The 13,204-nt window shown below is 59.6% G+C and carries 7 protein-coding genes and 6 pseudogenes; 6 read left to right on the top strand and 7 right to left on the bottom strand.

What is annotated here, in order from left to right; translation table 11 throughout:
• Positions 1 to 137: 137 nt before the first annotated feature.
• Positions 138 to 1,539, bottom strand: a pseudogene (tnpC, locus tag AC0L2O_RS35345) (IS66 family transposase); the annotation flags it as partial.
• 24 nt (positions 1,540 to 1,563) lie between these two features.
• A pseudogene (locus tag AC0L2O_RS35340) lies at positions 1,564 to 1,779 on the bottom strand (transposase); the annotation flags it as partial.
• Positions 1,780 to 1,868: 89 nt separating this feature from the next.
• Here AC0L2O_RS35340 and AC0L2O_RS35335 point away from each other — a divergent pair.
• Positions 1,869 to 2,254 (top strand): annotated as a pseudogene (locus AC0L2O_RS35335) (DDE-type integrase/transposase/recombinase); the annotation flags it as partial.
• Positions 2,255 to 2,306: 52 nt separating this feature from the next.
• Here the strand turns inward: AC0L2O_RS35335 and AC0L2O_RS35330 are convergent.
• Together AC0L2O_RS35330 and AC0L2O_RS35325 are read right to left on the bottom strand one after the other, a co-directional pair.
• Complete coding sequence (locus AC0L2O_RS35330; RefSeq protein ID WP_473373009.1) at positions 2,307 to 3,986, bottom strand: MFS transporter; 1,680 nt, start codon at positions 3,984 to 3,986, stop codon at positions 2,307 to 2,309.
• A 628-nt stretch (positions 3,987 to 4,614) separates the two neighbouring features.
• Complete coding sequence (locus AC0L2O_RS35325) at positions 4,615 to 5,091, bottom strand: Lrp/AsnC family transcriptional regulator (protein WP_231144083.1); 477 nt, start codon at positions 5,089 to 5,091, stop codon at positions 4,615 to 4,617.
• Between the two features lie 157 nt (positions 5,092 to 5,248).
• On the opposite strand from AC0L2O_RS35325, the gene AC0L2O_RS35320 reads away from it, so the two are divergent.
• On the top strand, positions 5,249 to 6,760 hold the full coding sequence (locus AC0L2O_RS35320; RefSeq protein WP_473373008.1) for an NAD-dependent succinate-semialdehyde dehydrogenase: 1,512 nt from the start codon (positions 5,249 to 5,251) through the stop codon (positions 6,758 to 6,760).
• A 10-nt stretch (positions 6,761 to 6,770) separates the two neighbouring features.
• Positions 6,771 to 8,171, top strand: a complete 1,401-nt coding sequence (locus tag AC0L2O_RS35315) for an aminotransferase (RefSeq protein WP_473373007.1) — start codon at positions 6,771 to 6,773, stop codon at positions 8,169 to 8,171.
• A 51-nt stretch (positions 8,172 to 8,222) separates the two neighbouring features.
• Here AC0L2O_RS35315 and AC0L2O_RS35310 read toward each other — a convergent pair.
• A pseudogene (locus tag AC0L2O_RS35310) lies at positions 8,223 to 8,978 on the bottom strand (transposase); the annotation flags it as partial.
• Here AC0L2O_RS35310 and AC0L2O_RS35305 point away from each other — a divergent pair.
• The 3 genes and pseudogenes from AC0L2O_RS35305 to AC0L2O_RS35295 form a co-directional block, all read left to right on the top strand.
• Entirely contained in the window at positions 8,891 to 9,463 is a 573-nt protein-coding gene (locus AC0L2O_RS35305; protein WP_473373010.1) for a porin, read from the top strand. The pseudogene AC0L2O_RS35310 and the gene AC0L2O_RS35305 overlap by 88 nt on opposite strands.
• 847 nt (positions 9,464 to 10,310) lie before the next feature.
• The gene (locus tag AC0L2O_RS35300; RefSeq protein WP_473373006.1) at positions 10,311 to 11,495 is read left to right on the top strand and encodes a M20 metallopeptidase family protein; all 1,185 of its coding nucleotides are present in this window, start codon (positions 10,311 to 10,313) and stop codon (positions 11,493 to 11,495) included.
• 790 nt (positions 11,496 to 12,285) lie between these two features.
• Positions 12,286 to 12,441, top strand: a pseudogene (locus AC0L2O_RS35295) (amidase); the annotation flags it as partial.
• On the opposite strand, the pseudogene AC0L2O_RS35290 reads toward AC0L2O_RS35295, so the two are convergent.
• Positions 12,410 to 13,075, bottom strand: a pseudogene (locus AC0L2O_RS35290) (transposase family protein); the annotation flags it as partial. The pseudogenes AC0L2O_RS35295 and AC0L2O_RS35290 overlap by 32 nt on opposite strands.
• Positions 13,023 to 13,204, bottom strand: a 182-nt coding sequence (locus AC0L2O_RS35285) for a hypothetical protein (RefSeq protein ID WP_473373005.1), incomplete at its 5' end; no start/stop codon positions are given. The pseudogene AC0L2O_RS35290 and the gene AC0L2O_RS35285, both read right to left, overlap by 53 nt.

The following is a 13,204-nucleotide window of genomic DNA, read 5'->3' as shown; positions in this document are numbered from 1 at the left end:
AAACTATGCCGAATGGAATGGGGCTGCCGTGCACGCCATCGACGCGTACCAGCGTGACAACGGCGTGCCATACCAAACCCGTTCGGCATAGTTCGGCGGGCGGCATAATCTGCCCTATGCCGCGCGCGGCATAGTGCGGTCTCGATTAACGAAGCCAGAACTGCCCAATTCTCGGCGCCCTCGTCGCAACCGGCAAAAAGGGAGTTCTTGGCATTGAGCTTGATCGGCCGCATCGCGCGCTCGACAGCGTTCGTGTCCATCTCGATGCGCCCGTCATCAAGATAGAGCGTCAAGCCGTCCCAGTGACGCAGCGCATAGCGCAGAGCATTCGCCGTGTCGCTCTTCTCGGCAAGATGATCAAGCATTGCCTCAAACCATTGCTTCAAAGCTGCAGCCAAAGGCCGGGCATGCGCTTGTCGACCCGCGCGACGCTCGGCATCAGATCGGCCGCGGAAGGCTTTCTCGACCGCGTAGAGCTGGGCGACGCGCTCGAGCGCTTCGCGGGCAACTGGAGCTGGCGCCGGAGCAGCCTCGCGCTCGATCTTCACAAACTGGCGCCGCAGATGGGCCCAGCAGAAAGCGAGCGTCCCGGACAGGGCGTCCGCACGCGTCTCTCGGGTCATGGTCTTGTAAGCCTGATAGCCATCGCAATGGATGATGCCCGCGATAGCCTTCGAGCAGTCTCAAGCCATGAACGGCCCCACGGCCCGGTGCATAGGCATAAACTACTCCGGGCGGATCAGGCCCGGCCCAGGGCCTGTCATCGCGGGACAGTGCCCAGAAGTAGCCAGTTTTGGTCCTGCCGCGCCCCGGATCCAACACCGGTGCGGGGGTCTCGTCGACACAGAGCTTCGAAGAGGCGAGCAGAAGCTGGCGCAGACGATGCCACAAGGGCTTCAATTCCTGGGCGGCATAGCCGACCCAGAAGGCAAGCGTGGAACGGTCGATGGCGATACCGTGCGTCGTCAGCATCTGCGCCTGGCGGTAGAGCGGCAAATGCCAATGATACTTGGCGTCGATCACATGCGCGACGAGCCGCTCGGTCGGCAGTCCTCCCCTGATCAATCGCTCGGGAGCAGCATGCTGGAGGACGACGCCGTGACAGGCGCGGCAGGCCAGTTTGGGGCGGCGGGTGACGATGACGCGATACTGCGCCGGTACGACGTCCAGCCTCTGGCTCTCATCGTGACCGATCTCAAAAAGGTCGCCTGCGCAGCACGGGCAGCAGGTTGCAGCGGGCATCAGGGTCTCGATGATGCGCGGCAAATGCTCCGGCAGCCTGCCACGATTGGCCCTGCGCTCGGCAGCTCTCTTCTCGCGCGTTTTGGGATTGGCGCGGTCCTCGGCTGCCTCCAGAGCCGCGACAGCCTGATCGATATCCTCCAGAACAAGCTGGAGCTGATCAGCGTCAAGCTTTTCCGAGGATCGACCGAACTGCGCGTCTTTTGCAAGCTTGAGCAACCGCTCGAGCCTGGCGCAGCGATCCAGCAGAGCCGCGGCAAAGGCACGCAACTCCGACACCAACGGCACAAACGACAGTGCACCCGCCGCAGCTGGCAGCACCAGTTGACCTGAACGCGCCCGGCGCCGCCAGTCATGCACCTGCTGGGGCCGGCAGCCATGGCGACGTGCGACATCTGTTACGATCGCGCCCGGCTCGAGACTGTCCGCGACAATCTGCGCCTTCAAATCATCTGGCCACTGTTTCCGGCCGCCGCCGGCGTACACTTCTATGCGCGCTGACAACGGTCGTCTTATGTCGTCCGAATGGTCGTCCATTGTGAGTACCCTTGCAGAAGATGACTCTTCTAACGGCGCTCACAGGTCTTCGCACAAACAATCTGATGGGCCTCGCAGCCCCGCTTACGATGCGCCTGCAGGCCTTGCGGGCGCGACCACGCCGCCGGCGTCTGCCGAAGGAAGAACGCGATCGCCAGGCCGCGCACGTGCCGGCTGCAGCCGAGCGACCAGAAGTGGATTGCCGAGTTCACCTATATCTGGACGGCCGAGGGCTGGCTCTGCGTGTCGACCGTGATCGACCTGTTCTCGCGACGAGTAGTCGGCTGGTCGATGAGCGCCAGCATGACGGCGCAGTTGGTCGCCGACGCCCTTCTGATGGCCGTCTGGCGAAGCGGCAAGCCGGATGCCCTGATGCATCACTTCGATCGTGGCAGCCCAATACGCCAGCGAACAGTTCCAGCGCCTGATGGCTGACTGCGGCATCGTGTGCAGCATGAGCCGGTCCGGCAACGTCTGCGCGGCAGCGCGGTCATGCGCCTGTCCGAGCTGTGCTCAGCCGTCGCTTCTCAGCTCCAACCAGTGCCTGAGCGCGGCACGATGTCCTTCGCCGCCCGTTCAATTTCATCTTCCCTCCGGCGCACGGATCCGAACGGCCGCTCGAGCATGCGGCGAACCCGTATGGGATGAGGGCCACTGTGGAAAGCCGCCGCCGTTTCATCCAGGGCACGCTCTGACTTGGTCGAACGATTGCGCTGCCGCAGATAGTCAAGCCAAGTCGGACAGTGGTAGCGCTCGGTCCAAAGCTCGGGATCAGCGATGTCGCGCGCGATCGACCACCCATAAGCACCGTTGCGTTGGCGAAACAGCTGCACGTCCTGCATCATGTTGTGAAACGCGCGCGCATCCTCCGAGAGGATACGATATTCGATTTCCACCACAAGCGGCCCACTACGTGCCGAAAGTGCAACACGCACTTCCGGATCGGCCAGCATCTCGGCATCTTCCTCACGAGTACTTACGCGTGGCATGCGTAGCCACAACCCCAATAGCGGGGAAGCTAACATTAACCCGGCCGAGATCAGCAGGGTGGTTTGCACACCAGCGGCGTCACCCAGAGAGCCCCACAGCCAACTGCCAACGGCGATCCCACCCGATCCTGCCGCCTGATAGGCTGCAAGCGCACGCCCGGCGACCCAGCGTGGCGCCGATAGCTGAACCCCAATGTTGAATAGCGCCCATGATATCATCCACACAGCTCCGGCGAGGAACAGCGCGATGGCACTGGGTATCCCCTCGCGGCTCAGCGCTACCGCGGTGATGGCGCTACCCATCGAAAGCGCGCAGGCGCGGATTGCCGCTTCGCCGCTCAGGCGTTTACGCACCTGCGTAATATTCAGTGCGCCGATCACCGCGCCCAGACCAAAGGCACTGAGCATGGTGCCGTAAGTCTGTACGCCACCCTGCAGCAAATCGCGGGCCACAAGGGGCATAAGCGCGACGATCCCTCCGCCGATCAGGCCCATCGCCATGGTGCGCCCGAGCACGACCTTGAGCGAGGGGGAATTGATGATATAGCGGATGCCGGTCACGATAGCGCGATTCAGCGTCTCGGGAGGTAGACGCGAGGGTTCATGGACGCGCTTCCACAGGAATAGAGCCAACATCAGGGGCAGATAGAGTAGCGCGTTGACCGCGAACGAAGCGGCCGCGCCAGCGGTGGCAACCACGATCCCCCCGATCGCAGGGCCCACGCTGCGGGCAATATTGTAGCTAATGCTGTTCAGCGCGACTGCCGCGGGCAGCGCTTTCAAAGGAACTTGCTCGCCAACCGACGACTGCCAAGCCGGATCCATCAGCGCCATTCCGCTGCCGACGACGAAACACAGGGCGAGCAACATGTTAGGCGTGACCAGGCCGAGGCACGCAAGCGTGGTCAGTGCGGTGGCGCCAGCGCACGAGATGGCAACGGAGATGAGGGCTACCACGCGACGGTCATACATATCGGCGATCGCGCCGGCAGGCATCGATAGCAGCATGACTGGCAACAAGAGAGCAGTCTGCACGAGCGCCACTTTGTCTGCGGACGATGTCATCTCCGTCATCGCCCAAGCTGCTCCCACGCTCCGGACCAGAGCGCCGAGATTGGCGAGTACGCTCGCGATCCAGATGCGTCGAAACGTGACATGCTGGAGCGGTGCGGTGATGCCGTCGGCACTGAAGATGCGCGAGTTCGGCGAATCAGTCATCTCGCGCCTACTGCGCGTCCGGGGGCTGGTCGGATGAGGGCCGTTCTAAGCTCACATACATTCGGCGCTGGCAAGGACTGACCTAATATGGCCAGCTCAAATGCAACAAGCTTCGATGCGACAATAGGGTCCTGAGATTGCTTGGAAGCCCGGTCCTTGGGACATTCCGCGCCAGACGCACCGATCCGTTGCAAACGCGACAAGCACCAGGCCGGTTGCCACGTCAATTTATTTGAGGTCGTGGAAAGCTCGCAGAGTTCCACCAGACTCCCCGCCGAGCCCTCAGTGTCAGCCCCGACATGTTCTGATCTCAGCGATGTCGCTTGCGCTGATGATCGAACACGTCGGCGGAAGAGCGGAACGTTCGAGCGAAGCCACACTAGCTCGTCTACCGTACCGTACTTAAATCTCCACCGCGTTCGTTCAGTTTGCATCGTCTCGCCAGAGCGGACGTATCAAGCCAACGCTTGAAACGTCCAATCGGTATAGCTGCAATTTAGTTTGAAAGGCGAAGCACAGTTCCGCCAAGACCTTGGTAGACGCAGAAACTAGCGGATCACCGTTGGGGTTTTTGGGCATTGTATACGAATGCGTGAGGAAAAATGCGTGGCTTGGTACCGCTGTCAGCTCAGTCTTCGTCCGGCATCTCGATCGGAACGGCGAAACCGGTTTTTACCCGGTCCATTATAACCATTGTCTTAAAACCCTTGATGTCCGGGTTCTCATAGAAGAACCGTCGAGTGAACTGCTCATATTCCTCCATGCTGCGGGCGGTAAGGTAGAGAACAAAGTCCGCATCGCCGGTTACGTAAAATCCGTTCACGACTTCAGCTGACGACTTGATAGCTTTCTTGAACCTGTCGATGATGTCTGAACGCTCGCGCTCCAGGCTCACTAGGACGAGCATCTGGATTGGTCGTCCGACCGCCCTTGCCGAGACGATCGAGACATCGGCCTCGATGATACCTTCTGAGCGAAGTCGCTTTAGCCTGCGTTGACACGCGGTAGCAGACAGCCCAGCCATCTCGCCGATTACCTCGGACGTCAGGCGGTTGTTCTTCTGCACAATCTCGAGGATGCGCGCGTCTATCCGGTCGTATCGCATGTTTAAGCTCCCAGTCCTCAGGTGTATTCCGTCTCCGAACGCACGTCCGTTGCAGGAAATCGTTAGAGCATCGGAGAAATGCGCCGCAAATCTGTTGGCATCATCAGTATGCTGAATGCACAACAGATTTCAACAATTGACGGTGTCGGACCCGCAAATGGCCCTTCAAACTTTTCGGCAGGAAAATCGTGAGCTGGTTGGTCTTGCTAAGGAGCGCCTCCAGAGTTTGCGCAAGGATTTCGTGGCAGGGGCCGCGCTACTGGACGGCCGGTGGATTTCTGGCGACCGTAGAGATGGCGTCGTCGATCCGGCGACCGGAGAACAGATTGCAGAGGTGGCGCGTTGCAGCGCGGCTGACATGAATGCCGCGATCGCGGCGGCTGACCGGTCTTTTTCGGCTTGGCGGGGATTGTTGCCTGCACAACGAGGGGCGATCCTTCGGTCCTGGGCGTCCTTAATCCTCGAGCATGCGGAAGAACTCGCGGTCATCGTCACGAGCGAGCAGGGTAAGCCGCTTGCGGAAGCGCGTCATGAAATCCAGTACGGGGCAGGATTTCTTGAGTGGTTCGCAGCCGAAGGTGAGCGTGCGTACGGAGAGACCATCCCAAGCCACAAGCCCGGCAGTCTCCTTCACGTCCGAATGCAGCCAATCGGTGTTGCGGCTGCGATTACGCCCTGGAACTTTCCTGTCGCGATGATTACGCGAAAGGCCGGGGCCGCGCTCGCCGCTGGCTGTCCCATCATTGTAAAGCCTGCTCCGGAGACGCCGCTCTCCGCGCTCGCCATTGCGCGGCTCGCCGAACAGGCCGGATTCCCTGCCGGCGTGTTTCAAGTCCTGGTAGGTAAACCGGTCGAGCTGTCGACGCCCCTATTGCAGGACGCGAGAGTGCGGGCCCTGTCGTTCACAGGTTCTACAGAGGTTGGCCGCCATCTCCTTCAAGGGGCGGCGGACACGGTGAAGAAGGTCTCCATGGAATTAGGCGGCCATGCCCCGTTTATCATCTTTGATGACGTGGACCTCGAGAAGGCGGTCAAGGGGGCGATGGCCGCTAAATTCGCGACGTCAGGTCAGGACTGCCTGGCAGCGAACCGCATCTACGTTCAAAAGGGCGTCTATAGTGCCTTTGTCGAGGCGTTTGCTGCAGAAATAGCTCGACTCCGAGTCGGTCATGGACTGAACCCGACAACGGACGTCGGGCCTATGACCAAGCTATCTGTTGCCAACAAGTGCAGGGCCCAGGTTGATGATGCGGTGAAAAAGGGAGCCACCGTTGTGTCGGCCCATCAGGGCGCCACTGCCGGTCCCAACTTCGTCGCTCCGACACTGCTCACTGAAGTTTCCGAGAATATGATCATTGCTTCTGAGGAAACATTTGGCCCAATCGCAGCAGTCCTTCCGTTTGACTCCGAAGATGAGGTCATCGCCAGAGCCAACGCCAGCGAAATGGGCCTAGCCGGGTACATCTACACCGACAGCTTGCGTCGGGCGCTTCGGGCTTCTGAGCGGCTCGAGTGCGGTATGGTCGGCATCAACACAGACTCATTCACAGGGCCACCTATTCCGTTCGGCGGATGGAAGCAATCTGGGCTTGGTCGAGAAGGCTCGCGACACGGCTTAGCTGAATTTATGGAACTCAAGTACGTCTGTTTCGGCGATCTGGCAGCTTAGGAGAAGTGACATGATTGATATCAAGGCCATCGCCGAACGAGATCGCTCCAGTGTTCTGCATCCTTTCACTCAGCTCAAGGACTTCGCGAGCGGCAAGATGGGCGATCCCACGATCGTTACGGGCGGCAAAGGTATTCGCATAAACGACGCCGAGGGCCGAAACTACATCGACGGCTTTGCGGGGCTGTACTGCGTCAACATCGGTTACGGTCGCACCGAAGTCGCAGAAGCTATTGCGCGGCAGGCATATCAGTTAGCGTACTACCACACCTACGCGGCGCACACGACGGAAGAGCTGGCGAATCTTTCGGATCGTCTCGTGCGCATGGCACCGGGCAAGCCAAGCAAAGTGTTCTACGGGTTGTCTGGATCGGATGCCAACGAGACGCAGGCAAAGCTCGTGTGGTATTATAACAATCTGCGCGGTCAACCCAGGAAGAAAAAGATTATCTCGCGCGAGCGAGGTTACCACGGCTGCTCGGTCATTTCTGGTTCGATGACTGGCATGTCGTTCTACCACGATCACATGGACCTTCCTTTCCCTGGTATTCTGCACACGGGAACGCCGCATCATTATTGGGGTGCTGAACCCGGCGAAACGGAAGAGGCATTTTCTCGTCGCCGTGCAGCTGAGCTTGAGCAGCTAATCCTGCGAGAGGGTCCGGAGACGGTTGGCGGCTTCATCGCAGAGCCTGTGCTGGGCACGGGCGGTATTACGCCGCCACCGGCTGGGTACTGGGAAGAAGTTCAAACCGTGCTAAGGCGCTACGACGTTCTTCTGATCGCTGACGAGGTCATCTGCGGGTTCGGTCGAACCGGCGCTGACTTCGGCAGCACACTGTACGGAATCCAGCCAGATCTGGTGACTGTCGCCAAGGGGCTGACCTCCGGATACGTACCACTCTCTGCCGCCATCGTCGGTGAGACGGTGTACAAGGTCATGGAAGAAGGAGCCGATCGCGTTGGCGCGTTTTCGCACGGATATACGTACTCCGGCCATCCCATCGCGGCGGCAGCTGCAAACGCAGTGCTCGACATTGTCGAGAAAGAGGCGCTAAGCGACCGCGCCAAGACCGTCGGCGCGCACTTGCAAAGAAGGCTTAAGGAGCGGTTTGCGCAGCTCGAGATCGTTGGGGAAGTCAGAGGCGTGGGCCTGCTCGGCGCTGTTGAATTCGTCGCGGATCGTCAGACAAAACGGAGATTTGATCCGGAGCTAAAAGTAGGTGCTCGTATTTCAAAGGCTGCCCGTGATCGAGGACTTATCGCGCGAGCGATGCCGCACGGCGACATACTTGGTTTTGCCCCACCGCTCGTCGTGTCCGAGGCGGAAATCGATGAAATAGTTGATCTTGCATATCAGGCGACCAAGCAAGTAATGGACGAACTAGCAAAGCATTCCGCTCGCAGATGAGTAAGAGGTCTACCGGCGCAAGAGCTTTCGTCGGCCGAGGTGGGAGTTGAAGCTCAAGACAGCAAGCCAAGCGCTAAAGGCCTCGCGGCGGAAATAGCCTTCATGCTGGGGCCGCTCGGCCACTGCGAGCAGTTTAGGATCGATCGTAGTCGTACCGATGACGGTGCGTATCAGGCGCATCGATTTGCGGACGGCGTCGAGGAAAGCCCCGACTGGCATTCTCCATCAGATGCCAACGGTCGGCGACTTGCACTGGCAGGGCCTTGGCCGCGGCTTCGCCATATCCACCACCACGGTCGCGCGCGACTATTGCGATCGCGGGATGAGCAGCGAGCCAGGCTTGGGCGGTAGCGAGCTCACGATCCGGTAGCAAGGTGACTATCCGGCGCCTTTCCAAGTCGCAGACGATGCTGGCGTACTGGTGATTGCGCCGCCAAGCCCAATCGTCAATGCCAATGATCTTGAGAGGGGCAGCCGGCGGACGGCTGCGGCATCGGACCACGCGCAGGAGCGCGTCGTTGCTGACCGGCAGCATCAACCATTTTGCAAAGCCTGCCGCCGGTCGATTACCAAGCGCCAAGCCAAGTGATGAACGATGGAGTCCAGCCTCGCCGTACGCGCGCCAATCGTGCCAGTACGCCTTCGGCGAAGCGCTCAGTGAAGATCTGGCGGTCGCACAGAACCGCATCCCAGCGGAAGCGACGAGTGGACGATCCGACCTGAGAGCGGCAGATCGGTCACGCGGCATCGATAGCGGCTATGGACACGTCGGGAAACCGTTCCGCACGACGGATACAGGCCGACGCTCCCGCAAGCCCAGAACAGTCGCCTTATCACCCTCGCTAGTAAGCACTCTCTGTGTTTCGGCACGGAATAAGGGCTCTGACGCAATTTTGGTGCAGCACTGGTCATGTGGCGCCGATTATACCCATAACTGGGATCCCCACTGGAATAGTAGCGTCTATGGCGGCTTGGGTGCCGTGCGATACAAGAATACCGCGAAGGGTTACATCTGTGGTGCCGTCGTCGCGAGCCTCGCGCTCTCAACCGGTCTCGCCGGCTGTAACCCAGATTTCAACTATGGTGTCGTTGGTCTGGTCACGCGCTGGACTCCCGTCAAAAATCTCACCTTCACGGCCGACCTCGCATACGTAATGCTCGATCAGAAGTATGCGAGCGGAAGCACCGTGGCGCTGCCGCTGCAAGCGAGTATCGCCAAGCCCGGTAGCGCGTACGAACTGAAGGATCAAAATGCGCTTACGCTGCTGCTGCGTGCGCAGCGCAACTGGTAAGTTTTCAAACGAGCGGAAGGAGAGACAATGGGGTTCAATAAATCCAGCGTTTAACCTCCAAGAAGGCCACCGGCATGCCCGCCGGGGGTCTTTGATTTGAAATGCTTAGTTCTCGTGTCCCGGGCTGGAAATTCAAGCACGTATAGGATCGTAAGCGTGTAACCGTCGTTCCGTTCCCGCCTTATCGCGGCACACGGGATAGGCGAGTTCACGATCTTTTTGAAGGGATCGGCTCGTGTCTATGCTTGACCACACGCGTAAGACCGACGTGACGGCCCGCCGGCTGGAAGTGATCACAGAACGGGATGCCGTCGTGGGGTCTCCAAGGATGACAAGGCCAAGCTGCTGGATGACGAAGCCAAGACCGCGACCAAGGCGGCTGCCGAAGACGACGCGACGAAGCCAGCGTCATCGACCAGCGCTCGCCTTTCCGCAGAAATGCGGCGGAGGACAATGCGAACTGCGGCGGTGATCTCGTCGTCCTCGGGCAGCTCGTTGTGCTACGGCTCGGTCATCAACTCGAACTCGATCACCTTCTTGTCGGCCGAGCGATCGTTGTGACGGAATAAGCGACTTCGTAATATTTGCAGCCCGAATGACAAGAACGATCAGCAGGGGCCGCTACTGCCGCCACGCATGGGTCGATATGCTTACAAGACTGCAGCCGCTTGGCGCTCAGCGCGAGGCCATGGTACGATCCAGGTTTCGTCGGAAATTCTGCGGCCCAACCCAATATGGTGCGGCATTTCGGCGCGAGCCCGGCGGAGGTTTGCTGGTTTTCGCTGTTGTGGACAGAGTACGCTTGTGAATTGGAAGATGGCAAAGGTTCCGATCAAGGATTCGACGCATGAGCAACCACAGCAATGACCTCCTATTGGACAACGAACGCGAGGCGGTCATCGAGTTACGTCACGCCATGCACCGGGAGCCGGAGCTCTCGAACGCGGAATGGAAAACCCAGGAGCGCATTCGGGCCATGCTGCAGCGCTTTGGCTTCGAGGATGCCAAGTCGTTCCATAAGACTGGGCTCTATGTCGACATTGAGGGCACGGCTTCAGGTCAGAAGCGTCACGTCGCAGTGCGCGGCGATATCGACGCTCTACCAATCCAAGAGGCTCGAGACGATTTGTCCTATCGTTCGCAGGTGAACGGCGTCATGCACGCCTGTGGTCACGACATGCACGGTTCGATCGCTCTCGGCACGGCGGTTGCCTTGCGCCGGTTGCGCAGTAACTTCGCGGGTAAAGTGCGCGTGTTTTTTCAACCGGCGGAAGAGGCGGAGCCGCTCGGCGGGCGCACGGTCCAAGACGACAGGCTGCTGGAGGGGTTTGATCGGGCCGTCGGTTTTCACGTGAGCCCTGGAATTCCTGCCGGAATGTTCGGTGCTCAGGAAGGCGCGGTCACAAAATCCGCGGATCAATTCAAAATCATCATCACAGGAAAAATGGCGCATGGCGCGTCGCCGCATAACGGCGTCGACGCGATCACGATAGCGGCCGCGTTCGTTAATGAAGTTCAGAAGGTCGTCTCCCGGGAAATCCCGACTGACGATGGAGCGGTCATTACGATCGGCACAATACATGGCGGCGAGGCGACCAACGTCATCTGCCCATCCGTCATTCTCGAAGGAACAATTAGGACTGGCAGTTCCGATCGCCGAGCGCTGCTGTGCCAACGAGTTCGCGAGGTCGCTGAAGGCGTCGCTGCAATGCACCGTGGCTATGCTGAGTGCATCGTCCGAACGGGCGAGCCTGCCGTTATCAACGATGCGGAAATGGTGAAACGTTTCAGGCAGCTGGTCCTCGATACGGCCGGTCCGGACGCTTTCTTCAACCAGAGGAAACAAGCCGCGGGAAGCGACGATTTCGGCTTTTACGCGGCGTGCTTGCCGTCGATCTATTTTTGGTTCGGCAGCCGCGCGCCGGATAACGACTCACATGTTCACACGCCCACGTTCGGGGCTTCTGACGAGATCGTAATTCCGACCACGGAGCTCACCGTCAGATACGTTCTGAACCTCCTGAATTCCTGACGTCTGGCACCCGATAGGAGCAGAGTTGAGCGTGGCAGCGGCCGGCTCGCAGCCCTGAGCTCATAAGGACGCTGCACATTGTTGCACCGATCTGATCCACCATCGGGCGTGCGATCGATGCAGATCGCGTGGGCAGCGCCAGGGCGGGAACGAGGCTGCCTGCTGAGTCCCATTTTGTTTATGCCGTCGACCAGCCCGGCCGTTTCTCCATTTAGCTGTCACGTTCAGGTGCGTGACGCACTGCATACGAGCTAGAGCCGCATCCTAGCATTCTCGCCGTTGACAGGATGCAAGTCAGGCGTACCCGACCAAAAACTGACACTTCTGCTTATCGTTTCGCGTGTGAGCGTCCCAGCACGAGTTGCGCCTAACCAGCTAGTTATCTGAGATCCTGCCCCCCGCGCCGAAGTCCTGCGCACAAGCGCAAAATGGGCAGAATGTATGCGCGTCATGGGTGAGTTGTTCGCTGATTTCCTCTACATGACGCGGGTACTTTCATCGCGGACAAGCGCTGATTCAAGCGTCGCACACACGGACTATCGGTGGCGATAACTAAGCACAGCTTTTCGCAAGCAAGTGATGCGGGATCCAGGGTTCGTCAGAGACAACACTACTCACGTGCCGAGTTGGCCTGAGGCCCGGCCTCGCATCCGAAGCGGACGGTTTGGGCGAGACTGCGTCTGTTCAGCTGCGAGCAATTCTGTCGTGGACCAAGCAAAGTATTTCTCTAACGAGCATAGTTGTTGTGACGTTCCTCAAAGGACGGACGGCGGGCAAACGGAGTTCTGAAGTGCATGAGTTGATCCGGGGCACAGCGCGGGGAGTCGTCCAAAAGTTAACGAACGGCGAGGTAACCCCATTCGAGCTTTTGGATTTGCTTGAACAACGGATTGCCCAAGTGGACGGCAAGCTCAACGCATTGCCGATTCTGTGTTTTGACCGCGCAGATTTCGCGACACAATGTTGATGCCCGGGTGCTTCGACAGCCACGCCTGAACGGTCGCCATTTCCCGGTCGGGCAGCAAGGCAACGATCCGCCGACGCTCCAAATCGCGCACGATGGTCCCGTACCGACGGTTTCTCCGGAACGCCCAGTCATCGATACCCACAACAAGCAATGGATCCGTCGGCATCGCCGTCCGCCGGCGGACCACCCGCAGCAAGGTGCCGTTGCTGACAGGCAGCATGAGCCGCTTGGCGAAGCTTGCTGCCGGCCGGCCGCCGAGCGCCACACCCAGGTGATGGACGATGTGTTCGAGCCGTGCCGTCCGACGCCGTCGAAGCGGAACGACGTCTTCTCCGAACCGCTCTGCGAAGATCCGACGGCGGCAATGCGGCACCTCACATGTGAAGCGCCGCATGAGCAATCGGAGGCGCACCTTTCTGCCCGCTGATGGCAAATCGGCCACGTGCCGGATGTAACGGCTATGGACTCGGCGCGATGCTGTCCCGCACAAACGGCACTGGGCCTCCGCAGCCTCTGACCGAACGGCCAGAATAACTGAATCGTCTGAATCGCTTACGCCATCAAAGACCAAACCACTCGGTACTAGCGATGAAATTCGAAAGCCTGTCCGCATGGCGCCGATTCTCCGTTGAAGAACCACAGTCGCCGGCGAACTTCATCAGAAATGATGGTGTGGAACGGCCCTTCGAACCGGCATCAAAAGTGCCTAACGTGGTCGCGTAGAGAGGCGCCACAAAGGAAG

Source organism: Bradyrhizobium sp. Kon10 (genome assembly GCF_055807395.1).
This window is presented reverse-complemented; position numbering and strand designations above follow the sequence as displayed.

Coding starts and splice junctions, on each gene's coding strand:
- AC0L2O_RS35315 (WP_473373007.1), top strand. CDS start 6,771: ATGATTGATATCAAGGCCATCGCCGAACGAGATCGCTCCAGTGTTCTG.
- AC0L2O_RS35330 (WP_473373009.1), bottom strand. CDS start 3,986: ATGACTGATTCGCCGAACTCGCGCATCTTCAGTGCCGACGGCATCACC.
- AC0L2O_RS35320 (WP_473373008.1), top strand. CDS start 5,249: ATGGCCCTTCAAACTTTTCGGCAGGAAAATCGTGAGCTGGTTGGTCTT.
- AC0L2O_RS35325 (WP_231144083.1), bottom strand. CDS start 5,091: ATGCGATACGACCGGATAGACGCGCGCATCCTCGAGATTGTGCAGAAG.
- AC0L2O_RS35300 (WP_473373006.1), top strand. CDS start 10,311: ATGAGCAACCACAGCAATGACCTCCTATTGGACAACGAACGCGAGGCG.